This window comes from Aquirufa sp. 5-AUSEE-100C1 (assembly GCF_054558655.1).
The window spans coordinates 433,994-447,209 of record NZ_JBPXKO010000003.1 but is presented as its reverse complement, the minus strand read 5'-3'; the positions used below and the strand labels follow the sequence as shown (position 1 = coordinate 447,209).

The following is a 13,216-nucleotide window of genomic DNA, read 5'->3' as shown; positions in this document are numbered from 1 at the left end:
TAATTCTGTGAGGCTTTTTACTTATTAAGCCAGAATACGTTTCATTTTTTCAAGGCCATTTTTGGCGACAGTTAATGGGTCTTGTTTGTACAATTCCTTATTAAATAATTCGAGTGAAATGACTTCGGGTTTCAGGGTATTCAGGATTTTTGCAATGGGTGCGTCTCCATCACCGGCATAAATACGATCGGCATCAGTAATTTGACCGGGCGTGATGGAAGTGACATAATCGTTCACGTGAAATACTTCGACGGTATCGGGGCCTACGACATGTAAGGCATCGACAGACGAGCCACCTTTGTAGATGTGAAAGACATCTAAAAGCAAGCGTGCATCTGGGTGACCCGCCTCCGCGGCAACGAATAATACTTCGGAGACTTTGCTTAGGTTTTTGGAATGTCCCCACATTTCCAAGATGGGTCTAATTCCCATTTGTGCGCCTAGTTCAAGGACAGTGCGGTAGCGTTCAGCGGCCTTACGAAGATCCAATCCGGCTTGTTGGGTCGCACCCATCGGGGGTGCTGCGGTCCGCGGACAACCTAATTGGGCGAGCATATCCATCTCGCGTTTCATTTGTTCGAGGCCTTGTTGACGAATATTTTCATCGTCGACGATCCATTGCGCGAAACCGATGGCGTTTTGAATTTTCATGCCGAGGTCATCGGCGCGTTGACGTGCTTCTTTTAAAGTGCCACCTGATTTGAGGTAGGCTTCGAGCGTGGGCATCCAGATTTCGCAGGAGCGAAAACCGGCGGCGGCGGCGACTTCGATTTCTTTGATGTAGCCCAACTTTTGGCCCATGATGGTACTCATGTTCAGGGAAAGTTCGGGCTTGTATTTCGCGGCAGGACTTGCTTTTAGGGCTGCGGGGAATTGGGAAATGCCAACAGCCAAACCGCTTGCTTTCAGCAAGGAGCGTCTAGATAAATTATTCATAGAGGTTTAAAGTAAATTCAAACCAATTTACAGATTATTCTCTAATGCTGTCGAATATGTTGAAAGATTGAGCAAATTTCTAGGCTTCTAAGCTAATTTGAAGGGAATTGACCTATTGATAAATAACAAAAAAGCCCTTCTTGTAAACAAGAAAGGCTTTTAAAATCAATCATGGTGGTAGATCCCGGACTCGAACCGGGGACACACGGATTTTCAGTCCGATGCTCTACCAACTGAGCTAATCCACCATAGGTGATTCCCCTAATTGGGACTGCAAAAATAGGAAAGTTTTTATTTAATCCCAATTTGAGTTTAAAAATAATTCTTTCAGGTTATTGAGCGGTGAATAAATTGCTCCTTTAAACATAATTATTTTAATTGCACGTTATGTTTGCAATCATCATCACTTTCTTCGGTTTAGTTAGTCCCTTGCCTGCCCCCGACACGACGTTTCGTACGGATGTAAACCTTGCCGTATATGCCTCCGATGCCGGGCAAACTCCATTTTGGCAGCGAAGCCTACGTTATGGTCAAGTACCCATAAATAACCCAGGGGCCGTTGCTATAGTTAGACATGCCAAAACGGATAACTATCAAAATAAATTGGGCTGGAAATACGAAGTTGAGGCCACTGCCTGGGGAGGAAAAAGCAATGATGTATTACTGACACAAGCCTATGTAGCTGGTCGATTTAAAAAATGGGAATTGTGGGCCGGTCGGCGAAAAGAGATTATTGGCTTAGGCGATTCGAGTTTAACGAGTGGATTTTATGCTTGGTCGGGCAATGCAACTCCCATGCCCAAGGTTCAATTTGGAACGCGGGATTACATCAACCTATTGAAAGGTTGGGTGGGCCTCCACATGACCTACTCACATGGCTGGTTTGATAATCAAGGAAATACACTAAATGCCTATCTTCATCAAAAAACCTTGTATGGCCGAATTGGGAAACCCAATAGTTTCATCAACCTATTTGGAGGGATCAATCACAATGTATCATGGGGTGGGGAAAACCGAATTAAAAACGGGGGAGATTATGACTACTATCCATCGGATCTTGCCGCATACTTTTACGTGGTAACCGCACTGAAAGATCGATCCATTGTAAAAATCAACTATGATTTGTCATATGATGATGCCTTCAATCAATTTGGCAATCACCTAGGCTCCATCGATTTGGCACTTAAATTACAACCAAAATGGGGACAGGTTTTACTATATAAACAAACCCCTTACGAAACGGGGCGGGTTGCGTCGCTAACCACATTTGATGATGGGATTACGGGTATTTCTTTCCGACTGAAACAAAAAAGCTTCATCGATCATATTGTTTTGGAAAATATCTACACGGCTAATCAAGGGACTTATATATCTTGGTTGGGAACCTTGCTGAACATTCCCGATCCACATAAAAGTGAAATTGAAAGTTACTTTAACAATGGTGGAAGAGGTAGCTTTAATTACCAAGGTAAGGGAATCGGAACACCCATGATCATCATAGATTCGGAAAGCCAGCAAGGGGGGGGTCGGTCATTCAATTACAATGCCGTGAATAGTTGGTATCTAGGAATTGGAGGCCACACTTCCAATTCGCTCTTGTATCAATTTCGTTTGTCTTACGGGACGCATGCGCAAATAAATGGGCCTGGACTGAAGCAGCTTTCTAGTTCAATCGATATTCAGAAATTGCTTACGAATAAATTGATTCTACAGGGTTCATTGGCGATCGACCAGGGTGACCGACTTCCAGGGAATGTCGGCGCGCGTATCGGAGCAAAATACATTATTCAATAATTACTTCAATACAGCCGGAATTCGTAATTTTATCTTCGCCTTGAAACTGGGGCAAAATCATTTCAAACATATATGATATTACGCACCGAAAATCTGGTTAAAAAATACGGCCAAAGACTTGTCAATGACCATATTTCCTATCAAGTCGCTCAAGGCGAAATCGTAGGTCTTCTGGGCCCGAATGGTGCAGGAAAAACAACCTCCTTTTATATCGCGACCGGGTTGGTTAAACCCAATTCTGGAAAAGTCTATTTGGATGAAGTGGATGTCACTGATTTGCCGATGTACAAGCGAGCACGCTTGGGCGTAGGTTATTTAGCACAGGAAGCCTCCGTTTTTCGTACCTTGACGGTCGAAGAAAATATCCTTGCCGTGTTAGAGATGACCCATTTAACGAAGGCAGAACAAAAGGAGAAAACGGAAAGTCTTTTGGAGGAATTTTCCTTAACCCATGTTCGAAAGAATTTAGGACAAGTTTTATCCGGTGGGGAAAGAAGACGAACTGAAATCGCACGCGCACTCGCTGTTGATCCTAAATTTATCCTTTTGGATGAACCATTCGCCGGTGTGGACCCTATTGCTGTGGAGGAAATTCAAAGCATTGTGGCTAAATTAAAATATCGCAATATTGGTATTTTGATTACCGACCATAATGTGGATGAGACCCTTTCCATCACAGATCGGGCTTATTTGCTTTTTGAAGGTAAAATTTTGAAGGCGGGAACGCCTCAAGAATTGGCAGATGACGAGCAAGTTCGCCGTCTTTATTTAGGCAAGAATTTTGAGTTGAAAAAGAAATAAGGATGAGAAAAGAGACATTAGCCATTCATTCAACACACTTAACGGATGAGACGGCCGCATCCATTGCGCCACCCGTTTTTTTATCGACGACATTCGAGCGTTCAGCGGATGGTACTTACCCCAAAGGGCACATGTATTCGCGAAATTCCAATCCGAATCGAGATGTGTTGGAACAAGGTCTAGCAAAATTAGAAGGGGGTGAAATTGCTTTTGTTTTTGGCTCGGGATTAGCGGCGGTTTCGGCGGTTTTCCAATGCTTAAAATCCGGAGATCATGTACTCATGCCCGAAGTGGGTTATTATGCGAGTTATAAATTAGCTGAGGAAATCATGGGACCTTGGGGGTTACAGGTTTCACAAGTAGACATGACGGACCACGCAGCAATTGAGGCAGCGATTCGTCCGGAAACAAAACTAATTTGGGTGGAAACTCCGGCGAATCCCTTATTAACATTAACCGACATAGAGGCGGTGTGTAAAATCGCACATCCGCGCGGAATAAAGGTGGGCGTCGACAACACCCTAACAAGTCCTATTCTCCAAAATCCAATTTCTTTTGGCGCAGATATTGTCATGCATGCGACGACCAAATACATTGGAGGACACTCCGATATCTTGGGGGGAGCTATCATTTTCAAGGAAGCATCCGCCTGGTCGGAACGTGTGAAACGTGTTCAAATCTTGATGGGGGCTACACAAAATCCCATGGATTGCTATTTATTGGCCCGTGGTTTGAAAACATTAGCGCTTCGAATGCGAGAGCATAGCAAAAATGCTTTGGAAATTGCGACGCGCTTAGAAAATCATCCTGTCATCGAAAAAGTACATTACCCAGGACTTCCATCTAATCCACACTATAGATTAGCTATCAAACAAATGCCGCAAGGCCAAAGTGGAATGATCTCTATTCAAATCAAAGGAGATGAGTCACAAGCGCGCGCGGTAGCAAATCAGCTACGCTTATTCCAACAAGCCACTAGTTTAGGCGGGGTAGAAAGTTTAGTGGAACATCGCCGCTCGATTGAGGGACCAGGAAGTACAACGCCCGGAAACTTATTGAGATTATCCATCGGCCTGGAGCATGTCGAGGATTTGTGGGAAGATTTAAATCAGGCGCTTCTTTCATGAAAAGATTTTTTGACCTTGTAGTCGTCATCCTTGCTGCTTTGATTTTCGCCATTCCCATGCTAGTGGTGGCGGTGGCGGTTGGCCTGACCTCCAAGGGCCCTATCCTCTACTGGTCGAAACGCGTAGGGAAAAATAATCGTTTGTTTAACATGCCGAAATTCCGGACAATGCGGGTTGATACGCCGGTTTTGCCTACCCATTTGTTGGGAAATCCAGATGCCTATTTAACATCCATCGGTTCATTTTTGCGAAAAAGCAGTTTGGATGAATTACCCCAATTGTGGTGTATTTTAATTGGAAATATGTCGGTCGTAGGACCCAGACCTGCCTTATCCAATCAACAAGATTTGATTGATGCACGGACCGAGAAAGGGATACATTTAATCAAACCTGGCTTAACCGGTTGGGCCCAAGTAAATGGTCGGGATGAAATCGAATTAGCGAAAAAGGTGCAACTAGATTATGAATACCTTGATAAAAAATCACTGATTTTCGATGTTTACGTTGTCCTATTGACCTTTTATAAGGTGGTAAAGCGTGAAGGGATTCAGCATTGACGCGAGTGACACTGCAAGTACCCATTATTACCTAAAAGTTTCCTGATAATCTCAAAAACCCACTTGCAAGTCCACGAAAGGAAATGCAAATTGCCAAGAAAAACCGCATGCTAATCGCCAAGAAAAACTGGATTTTTGTCCCTGAACCCAATTTGCAAACCGTACAAGCATTGGGGGAGGAATTTCAAGCCAACATCAATCCCTATTTTTTGCGTTTACTCGTTTCCAGAAACTTAAACAGTTTAGCTGAAGCAAAAAAATTCATGGTCCCCACTTGGGAACAACTTTATGATCCCTTTCTCATGAAGGACATGGATAAGGCTGTGGACCGCCTCAATCAAGCACTTGAATTTGGGGAGAAAATATTGATTTATGGTGATTATGATGTCGATGGCACTACCTCCGTTGCATTGGTTTATAGCTATTTGACGCAGGAATTGGGGGCTGATTGTGATTATTACATTCCCGACCGTTATGCGGAAGGTTATGGCGTATCGCAAGCGGGAGTCCAATTTGCGGCCGATAATGGATATACGCTTATAATTTCCTTAGACTGCGGCATCAAGGCGCACGAACGTGTCCAGTGGTGTAAAGATCATGGGATTGATTTCATCGTTTGCGATCACCACCTTCCGGAAACAACGCTGCCAGAAGCTTATGCGGTGTTAGATCCCAAACGAAAAGATTGCGAATACCCATTTAAAGAGCTCACCGGATGCGGTGTTGGATTCAAGCTCCTTCAAGCCTTCATTCAAGCTAATGACCTTGAAATGGAACCCCTGATGGATCGAATTGATTTATTGGCTGCCTCCATCGCAGCTGATATGGTTCCCATCATGGATGAGAATCGAGTATTGGCCTATTTTGGACTTCAAAAATTAGGTTCAAACCCCTGCCCAGGTTTGGGCTATTTGCTACAGAAGGCGAATAAAAAAGCGCCCATTCAAATCTCTGATATCGTTTTCTCTATCTCGCCCATCATCAATGCGGCCGGTCGGATGGACCATGCCCATGGCGCAGTGAAATTGCTCCTCGCCTCCGATAACACCGAAGCGGGCATGATGGCGGAGGACGTAATCCAACAAAATCTTGACCGCAGGGTGGTGGAAAAAGAAATTGTCCAACAAGCCTTAAAGATGTTTGAGGAGAATACTTTCCTCCAACAGGCGAGCAGTACGGTTCTATTTCAAGCAGGATGGCACAAAGGGGTAGTCGGTATCGTAGCAAGTAAAATTCAAGAACATTACTACAGACCTACGATCATTTTAACAGAATCCCATGGACAAGTTGTCGGCTCCGCTCGCTCGGTGAAGGGCTTCGATGTGCATCGGGCTTTGGAACAATGCGCCGATCTGCTTACCCAATTTGGAGGACATACGCATGCGGCAGGCTTGCACCTGAGCCCAGAAAATTTACCGGCATTCATTGACCGATTTGAAGCACTTGTTAAAGCAGGGACAGCCGAGGGGCCTCAAAAAGCGGAACTTCGGATCGATATGGAAATTCCGCTGCAAGCGTTGAGTCTCCCCTTTCACGATAATTTATTGGCTCGTTTAGCCCCCTATGGCCCGGGAAATATGTTACCCAATTTTTTAAGCGCCAATGTCTACCTGTGTCAAGCCCCCTTGATCATGAAGGAAGAGCATCTAAAAATTGTCATCGCTGATCAAGCCATGGGGCGCACATGGGAAGCTGTTGGTTTTGGAATACGTGGCGACTTTTATGAGGGCTTAGCAGAAGCCTATGAAAAGCAGTTGCCCATTAAAATCGTATACCACCTAGATATTAACGAGTTTCGAGGGGATCGGAAATTGCAACTTCGCATTCTAGATGTAAGCATGTAAATTTGATAAAGGATAAATCATGAAGGCTAGTAGTTTCTTAACATACATACCCATCATCGTTTTGGCAATATGCGGCTATTTATTTGCAACATACGATATTTGGAACGATGACATCGTGCCCGTGGCTTATATCTATCACGCCGGAAACTTCCCTTCATTCAAACATGTTCTCGTCGAACTATTCACGCCTCACAACGATCATATTTTATTCGTAGTCAAACTTCTTTTCGGATTGAACTATTTACTTTTAGGAAGCATTAATTTAAAATGGATTAGCTATTTATCCATCATTGGATTTATTGCAACCTATTTTTTCATCCTAAAAACAATTAAACTTAGCCCTTCTCAAAAGCTTATACTGAGCTTTGGAATGCTCATTCCCATATTTTATGATTTATTCTATTGGGCATTATCGATTCAAAATATCCTCGTTAACCTTTTTGTTTTTTTATGTTGGCACGCCTTGCTAAACAAGCAGTACACGCGCTCAAACATCTTCTACATCGCCGCTATTTTTTCGAGTTCCCAAGCGATGGTCCTTTTGCCCATTGGAATTGCCTATGGAATCATAAAAAAGACGAAGTATCGAGTCATCATCATGCCCATTTTAATCACGTTAGGAATCAAATGGTTTGCAAGTAAATACACTAATGAGAATCCGATCTATGCGAGTTCAATGCTCGAAAATATCAGCTTTGAGAAACTCAAAGAGGCTTTCTTGGCACTTTGTCCTCCCTTTAATTTCCATTTCACTTTTTACCAAATCTTACTCTCCACGGCGCTTGTTGGTATACTTTGTTTGGTTGGATTCGACTATTTAAAGAAAATCAAGAATCAAACAAATAGTTCCCGGGAAGACTTTTTAATCGGATTAATACTTTATTCATTGGGATGTTTTGTGGCGTCTATATTTCTCCGACAAGTATCTGAAATTCGATACCTGGCTTATTCCTGTACTTTTGTTCCATTTGCACTAATCTACCTAACTGATCTATACACCAATGTGAAATTATCAAAAGCATTGGCCTGGATATCCATCCTAAATTACGCGATACTTCTTTTCGCACTCGTTGAAATTCTACCCGATATTTACCTAGACAAAATCGTTCGAACCGAAAATATAACTCGAAATCATTCGGCGAATTTTTTCCCAACGGAGTTGATTCGAAAGCAATCGGAAAAATTGTTCCGGAAATATGATTTCAACGAAAAGCCCTTATTCTTGATCCCCAATGGAATTAATGGATCCGTGCCCGAACACCTTTTTATCTTCAACGAGTTCATTGGATATGGACGCAAAACCATCCAACTGCCAGATACGAAAACCAACCCATTAACTTTTGTTGAAACCAATGTGACCCCCAAAGGTCAGATTGAAAATAAACCCAGCGGGCAAATCAACGAACTCATAAACATTTCCATTCCCAAAAAAGGACTTGGGCATTACTTCCTCATTCGAATTTCTTCGCCCACCCAATACTTTGAATTCCCACTTTCCGGAAATCAGTACAATCACATCGACGATAACTATTCCTTAATCGTTTATTCGAATCAACTACCCTACGGGAAATTTGATGTCAAACTTGTTGAATTGGGATTACAATATTCATTGTAGCAGTGAGTCCGTTTGCTAAAAATAGCACAGAAGCTCGCTTAGATTTAGCTTAAATTCTGACTAAGATTAAATTTTCGCTAACTTTGTGCTTTAAAATTTATGAGATGTCTAAAAAATTAATCGTAACAGGTTCGATGGGGCTAATTGGCTCTGAGGTAAGTGAATATTTCTTGGAAAAAGGATGGGAAGTTCACGGAATTGACAACAATCAGCGCGCGATATTCTTTGGACTGCAAGGAGATAATTCTTCTAATAAAGACCGTTTGGCTAAATATGGCAGTCAATATAAGTTGTATACAAACATCGATATTCGTGATCGCCAAGCCATCTTAGATATTATTCCTCAAATTCAGCCCGATGCCATTGTGCACACAGCCGCTCAACCGAGCCATGACCGTGCTGCATCGATTCCATTTGAAGATTTTGATACAAACGCAGTGGGGACTTTCAACCTTTTGGAGTCCCTTCGCCGTTATTCAACAGAGGTTCCCTTTGTCCATTTATCAACGAATAAAGTATACGGCGACGCTCCTAATTACATCAAAATGAAGGAGTTAGAAACTCGCTATGATTATGATGATAGCGCATACGAACATGGGATTGCCGAAACATTCAGCATTGACCAGTCAAAACACTCGCTATTCGGTGCATCCAAAGTTTCCGCGGATATTTCTGTCCAAGAATATGGCCGTTATTTTAACATGCCCACCGCTTGTTTACGTGGTGGTTGCCTAACAGGCCCTAACCATGCAGGGGTGGAACTTCATGGCTTCTTGAGTTATTTGATCAAATGTAATATCGAAGAGCGCGAATATTCCGTATTTGGTTACAAAGGAAAACAAGTTCGGGATAACATTCACTCTTACGACGTAGCGCGGTTTATCGAAGAATTCATCAAAGCTCCACGCGTTGCGGAAGTTTACAACATTGGCGGCGGAAAAGACAACTCGGTTTCCATCTTAGAAGCGTTTGATTTAATTGCAAAAATTTCAGGCAAACCGATGAAATATAAATATGTGGACCAAAACCGTATTGGCGACCACATCTGTTATTACAGTGATTTGCGTAAGATGAAGGCGCATTACCCAAATTGGGACATCACAAAATCATTGGAAGACGTCTTTGTGGACATCTATAACCGTTACATGGAAGCATGAAAATATTAATTACCGGAGGTTGTGGGTTTGTTGGATCCAATTTGGCCGTATTGTTCAAGCAATACTACACGGACTCCGAGGTATATTGCCTGGACAATTTATCCCGTCGGGGCTCGGAAGTAAACCTTCAAAAAGTATTGGCCGCCGGTGGACAATTTGTTCATGGCGATGTACGCGTTAAAACAGACTTTGATCGAATCCCAGCAGTCGATATCGTAATCGATGCCGCTGCCGAGCCCTCGGTTTTAGCAGGCAAAGTACCGGGAGAATTGGAAAATCTAATCGATACCAATTTGAACGGAACGATCAATACACTCTATTTTGCCAAAAAACATCAGGCTGCGATTATCTTCTTATCCACATCGCGCGTCTATCCTTACGACACTTTAGCCGAGGCGAAATTAGTTGCCTCCCCCAAGCGGTTCAACCTATCTAATGAGCAAGCCTTGCCTGGTTTATCGGAACAAGGAGTTGCCGAAAACTACCCATTAGAAGGATTAAGATCTCTATACGGAGCTACTAAATTAGCCTCTGAATACTTTATCCAAGAATTTGCCCATAATTTTGGCTTACCTGCCGTCATCAACCGTTGTGGCGTATTAAGTGGCCCCTACCAAATGGGAAAAATCGATCAAGGAGTGATCGTTCTCTGGATGGCAAAGCATTTCTGGAAAGGTCGATTGGGCTATATTGGCTATGGGGGCTTGGGCCAACAAGCCCGTGATGTTTTACATGTACGTGATTTATTCCGTTTGGTTCAATGGCAGATTGCCAATTTAGGATTGCAGAAGGGCCAAATTTTTAATGTAGGAGGCGGCTTACAAAATACCGTATCATTAGCTGAATTAACAGATTTGTGTACCCAAATCACGGGAAATACAATCGAAATGGGCTCCTCCTTGGAGAATCGCCCGGGGGATTTGCCTATTTACATCACAGACAATAGCAAGATAACGGCATTCAGTGGATGGAAACCTGAGATCAGTGTTCCCACGCTACTACAAGAAGTTCATGATTGGTTCATCGCAGATGAAGCCTCCTTAAAAGCCATTTTAGCCTAATGAAGTTAAGCGTCGTTTTACCTGCCTACAATGAAGAAGGTTCTATTGAGGAAACCTTAAGAACCCTTTATGCCAAATTGCAGGAAGAAAAAATCGACCATGAAATTTTAGTCGTAAATGACAATTCCAAGGATAATACCCTAGGACTTTTGACCAAGATTCAAGAGACCATTCCCACCTTGGTCGTCCATACGAATCACGGTCCCAATGGATTTGGCTATGCCATTCGCTACGGATTGGAACGTTTTCAAGGGGATTGTGTGGCGATTATGATGTCCGACTTGTCAGATGACCCGGCCGACTTAGTTGCATTTTACCGTAAGATGGTGAACGAAAATTTAGATTGTGTATTTGGATCGCGTTTCATCAAGGGAGGAGCTACCTATGATTATCCAAAACACAAATACCTCATTAATCGCTTCGCGAATACCTTAATTCGTTTGTTGCTCGGGATTCCTTACAATGATTCCACCAACGCGTTTAAGATGTACAAAAAGTCGACCATATTGGGTCTGAAACCATTTCTATCGGCCCACTTTAACCTGACAATTGAATTGCCCTTAAAAGCAATTATCCGCGGTTATAGCTATGGAATCTTGCCGAACTCCTGGCGGAATCGAAAAGCTGGGGAATCCAATTTGAAGATCAAAGAAATGGGCAGTCGATACCTCTTCATTTTACTCTATGTCATTATCGAAAAATACCTATCGCGGAATGACTATTTAAAAAGAGAAAACTAGCATGAAATTGACAAGAAACCACTTATTTCTTTGTCTTGCTGCAATTCCCGTTGTCCTTCATTTCTATCTAGTATCGTCAACAATCGTCAACTTCCCAACCTGGGGAGATGATTTCCTATTTTTTGAATTAATTGAACATCTCAAAAAAGATACATTGCCCGATTTCGTTGCATTTTTATTCAAACCTCATAATCAGATACATCTCCTCGTTTTTGGCAAATTATTCGTCCTGCTGAGTTATGTAATCTTGGGTAGCCTGCAAGTAAAATGGATTATTATCGCTGCCAATTTAATGCTCCTTGGAATCACATTTACACTTTACCGTTACCTAAAAAGCCAACGTTTTTCTACTGCTTACCTCATTCCCATCACTTGCCTGCTCTTTGCCCCAAATGCAAATACAGACAACTATAACTTAATCGGTGTGGTCCAACATACTGGCTCCATCGGATGCTTGGTTTCGATCGCTTATTTAGTAACTCAAAAAAGGTATTCCCTTACATTGTTGATTCTCCTTGCCATCTATCCACTAATCTCCACAGAAGGCTGGGCGATGCTACCTTTTGTGGCCCTGTACATGTGGAACACCAAACACCCATTAAAAAAATATGTCATTGGGATGGGAATTGTGGCCATTGGAGGACTTACTTATTTAGTCGGCCAACAGCCCACGCCGTCGAACAAAACGCCTATACTAGATATCCTAGCTCAAGCACCCATTGCCCTTCTCACCTTTCTGGGAAATGCTGCATGGCCCATCTCAGACACCTATAAAATTGGGTTGAATGCTAGTTTAGGGGGATTATTGGTCTTGCTGAGCATTTGGGCAATTCGAAGAAAAATTACTTATCCTTCGAAGTGGGAATTCCCGCTTATCATTTGGCTCCAACTTATTTTAACGGGAGCTATGATTGTTCTCGGGCGCAGCCAAGGTGACTCCATCAGCACACTCATCCTTTCCGAGCGCTTTCATTCGTATGCGAACTTAGCCCTCGTGGCAACTTTTCTACTCATTATACCCAACCTTGAGAAAACACCTAGTAAATGGATATGCATCTCAATTTGCCTACTCTATTTTGGAGGATCATCTGCCTTTTTCAATCCAAAAAAACTACACAGTAGACTGCGGGCCGATGTAAGTAATGCTTATTTCCAGGCGGCTTCTACTAGTTATCCGATGCCATCGGCGCAAATCCATTCATTTATATTCGCGTCCTATTACCAAGTGAATTCCGATGAGTTACTCAAAATGATGCTACCTAATCCTTCCATAATCAAGGAAATTGATTTGGAAATGGAGAAGAAAAATGATGGTGCGTTTAGTGTCCGAATAAAGAACATTCCGAACAAAGTAAACAGCGAGGATTTACGCTGGATAATCATTCAATCTGCCGAGAATCCAGCTAGTCAATTGATTTTACCTTTCCATGCCGATAAGTCCAATAGGCCCAAAATACTCGAAGTAAACTCAATGCAGTTAGCCGACCTAAACCATAAAAACCTTTGGTTATATACAATTCAGGCCGACAAAACGTCGAAGTTGGCTTACTTAGGTAGCCTAAAATAAATTGGATTTTTAAAAAG

General features: G+C 42.6%; 11 protein-coding genes and 1 tRNA gene. 10 read left to right on the top strand and 2 right to left on the bottom strand.

The genetic code is table 11. The annotated features are described in order from the left end of the window. Nucleotides 1-24: 24 nt before the first annotated feature. Both ACMH5P_RS08980 and ACMH5P_RS08975 read right to left on the bottom strand, forming a co-directional pair. Complete coding sequence (locus ACMH5P_RS08980; RefSeq protein ID WP_459494042.1) at nucleotides 25-936, bottom strand: sugar phosphate isomerase/epimerase family protein; 912 nt, start codon at nucleotides 934-936, stop codon at nucleotides 25-27. Nucleotides 937-1,108: 172 nt separating this feature from the next. Then, nucleotides 1,109-1,184: transfer RNA gene (locus ACMH5P_RS08975), tRNA-Phe, on the bottom strand. 139 nt (nucleotides 1,185-1,323) lie between these two features. On the opposite strand from ACMH5P_RS08975, the gene ACMH5P_RS08970 reads away from it, so the two are divergent. The 10 genes from ACMH5P_RS08970 to ACMH5P_RS08925 all read left to right on the top strand — a co-directional run bounded on the left by ACMH5P_RS08970 (nucleotide 1,324) and on the right by ACMH5P_RS08925 (nucleotide 13,199). Continuing rightward, on the top strand, nucleotides 1,324-2,730 hold the full coding sequence (locus ACMH5P_RS08970) for a capsule assembly Wzi family protein (protein WP_459494041.1): 1,407 nt from the start codon (nucleotides 1,324-1,326) through the stop codon (nucleotides 2,728-2,730). A 72-nt stretch (nucleotides 2,731-2,802) separates the two neighbouring features. After that, complete coding sequence (lptB, locus tag ACMH5P_RS08965) at nucleotides 2,803-3,531, top strand: LPS export ABC transporter ATP-binding protein (protein ID WP_459494040.1); 729 nt, start codon at nucleotides 2,803-2,805, stop codon at nucleotides 3,529-3,531. A 2-nt stretch (nucleotides 3,532-3,533) separates the two neighbouring features. Then, the gene (locus ACMH5P_RS08960; RefSeq protein ID WP_459494039.1) at nucleotides 3,534-4,658 is read left to right on the top strand and encodes a trans-sulfuration enzyme family protein; all 1,125 of its coding nucleotides are present in this window, start codon (nucleotides 3,534-3,536) and stop codon (nucleotides 4,656-4,658) included. Further along, a complete protein-coding gene (locus ACMH5P_RS08955; protein ID WP_459494038.1) occupies nucleotides 4,655-5,215 on the top strand; it encodes a sugar transferase in 561 nt (186 codons plus the stop codon). The genes ACMH5P_RS08960 and ACMH5P_RS08955 overlap by 4 nt, the downstream gene beginning before the upstream one ends. A gap of 83 nt (nucleotides 5,216-5,298) precedes the next feature. Then, a complete protein-coding gene (gene recJ / locus ACMH5P_RS08950) occupies nucleotides 5,299-7,059 on the top strand; it encodes a single-stranded-DNA-specific exonuclease RecJ (RefSeq protein ID WP_459494037.1) in 1,761 nt (586 codons plus the stop codon). Between the two features lie 19 nt (nucleotides 7,060-7,078). Beyond that, a complete protein-coding gene (locus tag ACMH5P_RS08945) occupies nucleotides 7,079-8,674 on the top strand; it encodes a hypothetical protein (RefSeq protein ID WP_459494036.1) in 1,596 nt (531 codons plus the stop codon). Between the two features lie 104 nt (nucleotides 8,675-8,778). Further along, the gene (locus ACMH5P_RS08940; RefSeq protein ID WP_459494035.1) at nucleotides 8,779-9,831 is read left to right on the top strand and encodes an NAD-dependent epimerase/dehydratase family protein; all 1,053 of its coding nucleotides are present in this window, start codon (nucleotides 8,779-8,781) and stop codon (nucleotides 9,829-9,831) included. Further along, the gene (locus ACMH5P_RS08935) at nucleotides 9,828-10,892 is read left to right on the top strand and encodes an NAD-dependent epimerase/dehydratase family protein (protein WP_459494034.1); all 1,065 of its coding nucleotides are present in this window, start codon (nucleotides 9,828-9,830) and stop codon (nucleotides 10,890-10,892) included. Before ACMH5P_RS08940 ends, ACMH5P_RS08935 begins: the two co-directional genes overlap by 4 nt. Next, nucleotides 10,892-11,632, top strand: coding sequence for a glycosyltransferase family 2 protein (locus tag ACMH5P_RS08930; RefSeq protein WP_459494033.1), 741 nt, complete (start codon nucleotides 10,892-10,894; stop codon nucleotides 11,630-11,632). The genes ACMH5P_RS08935 and ACMH5P_RS08930 overlap by 1 nt, the downstream gene beginning before the upstream one ends. Nucleotide 11,633: 1 nt before the next feature. Continuing rightward, entirely contained in the window at nucleotides 11,634-13,199 is a 1,566-nt protein-coding gene (locus ACMH5P_RS08925; RefSeq protein WP_459494032.1) for a hypothetical protein, read from the top strand. The last annotated feature ends 17 nt before the right edge of the window (nucleotides 13,200-13,216 follow it).

Excerpts from the sequence above, each read along its gene's own strand:
- ACMH5P_RS08955 (WP_459494038.1), top strand. The coding sequence starts at position 4,655 with ATGAAAAGATTTTTTGACCTTGTAGTCGTCATCCTTGCTGCTTTGATT.
- ACMH5P_RS08970 (WP_459494041.1), top strand. The coding sequence starts at position 1,324 with ATGTTTGCAATCATCATCACTTTCTTCGGTTTAGTTAGTCCCTTGCCT.
- ACMH5P_RS08960 (WP_459494039.1), top strand. The coding sequence starts at position 3,534 with ATGAGAAAAGAGACATTAGCCATTCATTCAACACACTTAACGGATGAG.
- ACMH5P_RS08935 (WP_459494034.1), top strand. The coding sequence starts at position 9,828 with ATGAAAATATTAATTACCGGAGGTTGTGGGTTTGTTGGATCCAATTTG.
- ACMH5P_RS08940 (WP_459494035.1), top strand. The coding sequence starts at position 8,779 with ATGTCTAAAAAATTAATCGTAACAGGTTCGATGGGGCTAATTGGCTCT.
- lptB (WP_459494040.1), top strand. The coding sequence starts at position 2,803 with ATGATATTACGCACCGAAAATCTGGTTAAAAAATACGGCCAAAGACTT.
- ACMH5P_RS08980 (WP_459494042.1), bottom strand. The coding sequence starts at position 936 with ATGAATAATTTATCTAGACGCTCCTTGCTGAAAGCAAGCGGTTTGGCT.
- ACMH5P_RS08930 (WP_459494033.1), top strand. The coding sequence starts at position 10,892 with ATGAAGTTAAGCGTCGTTTTACCTGCCTACAATGAAGAAGGTTCTATT.
- recJ (WP_459494037.1), top strand. The coding sequence starts at position 5,299 with ATGCAAATTGCCAAGAAAAACCGCATGCTAATCGCCAAGAAAAACTGG.
- ACMH5P_RS08925 (WP_459494032.1), top strand. The coding sequence starts at position 11,634 with ATGAAATTGACAAGAAACCACTTATTTCTTTGTCTTGCTGCAATTCCC.
- ACMH5P_RS08945 (WP_459494036.1), top strand. The coding sequence starts at position 7,079 with ATGAAGGCTAGTAGTTTCTTAACATACATACCCATCATCGTTTTGGCA.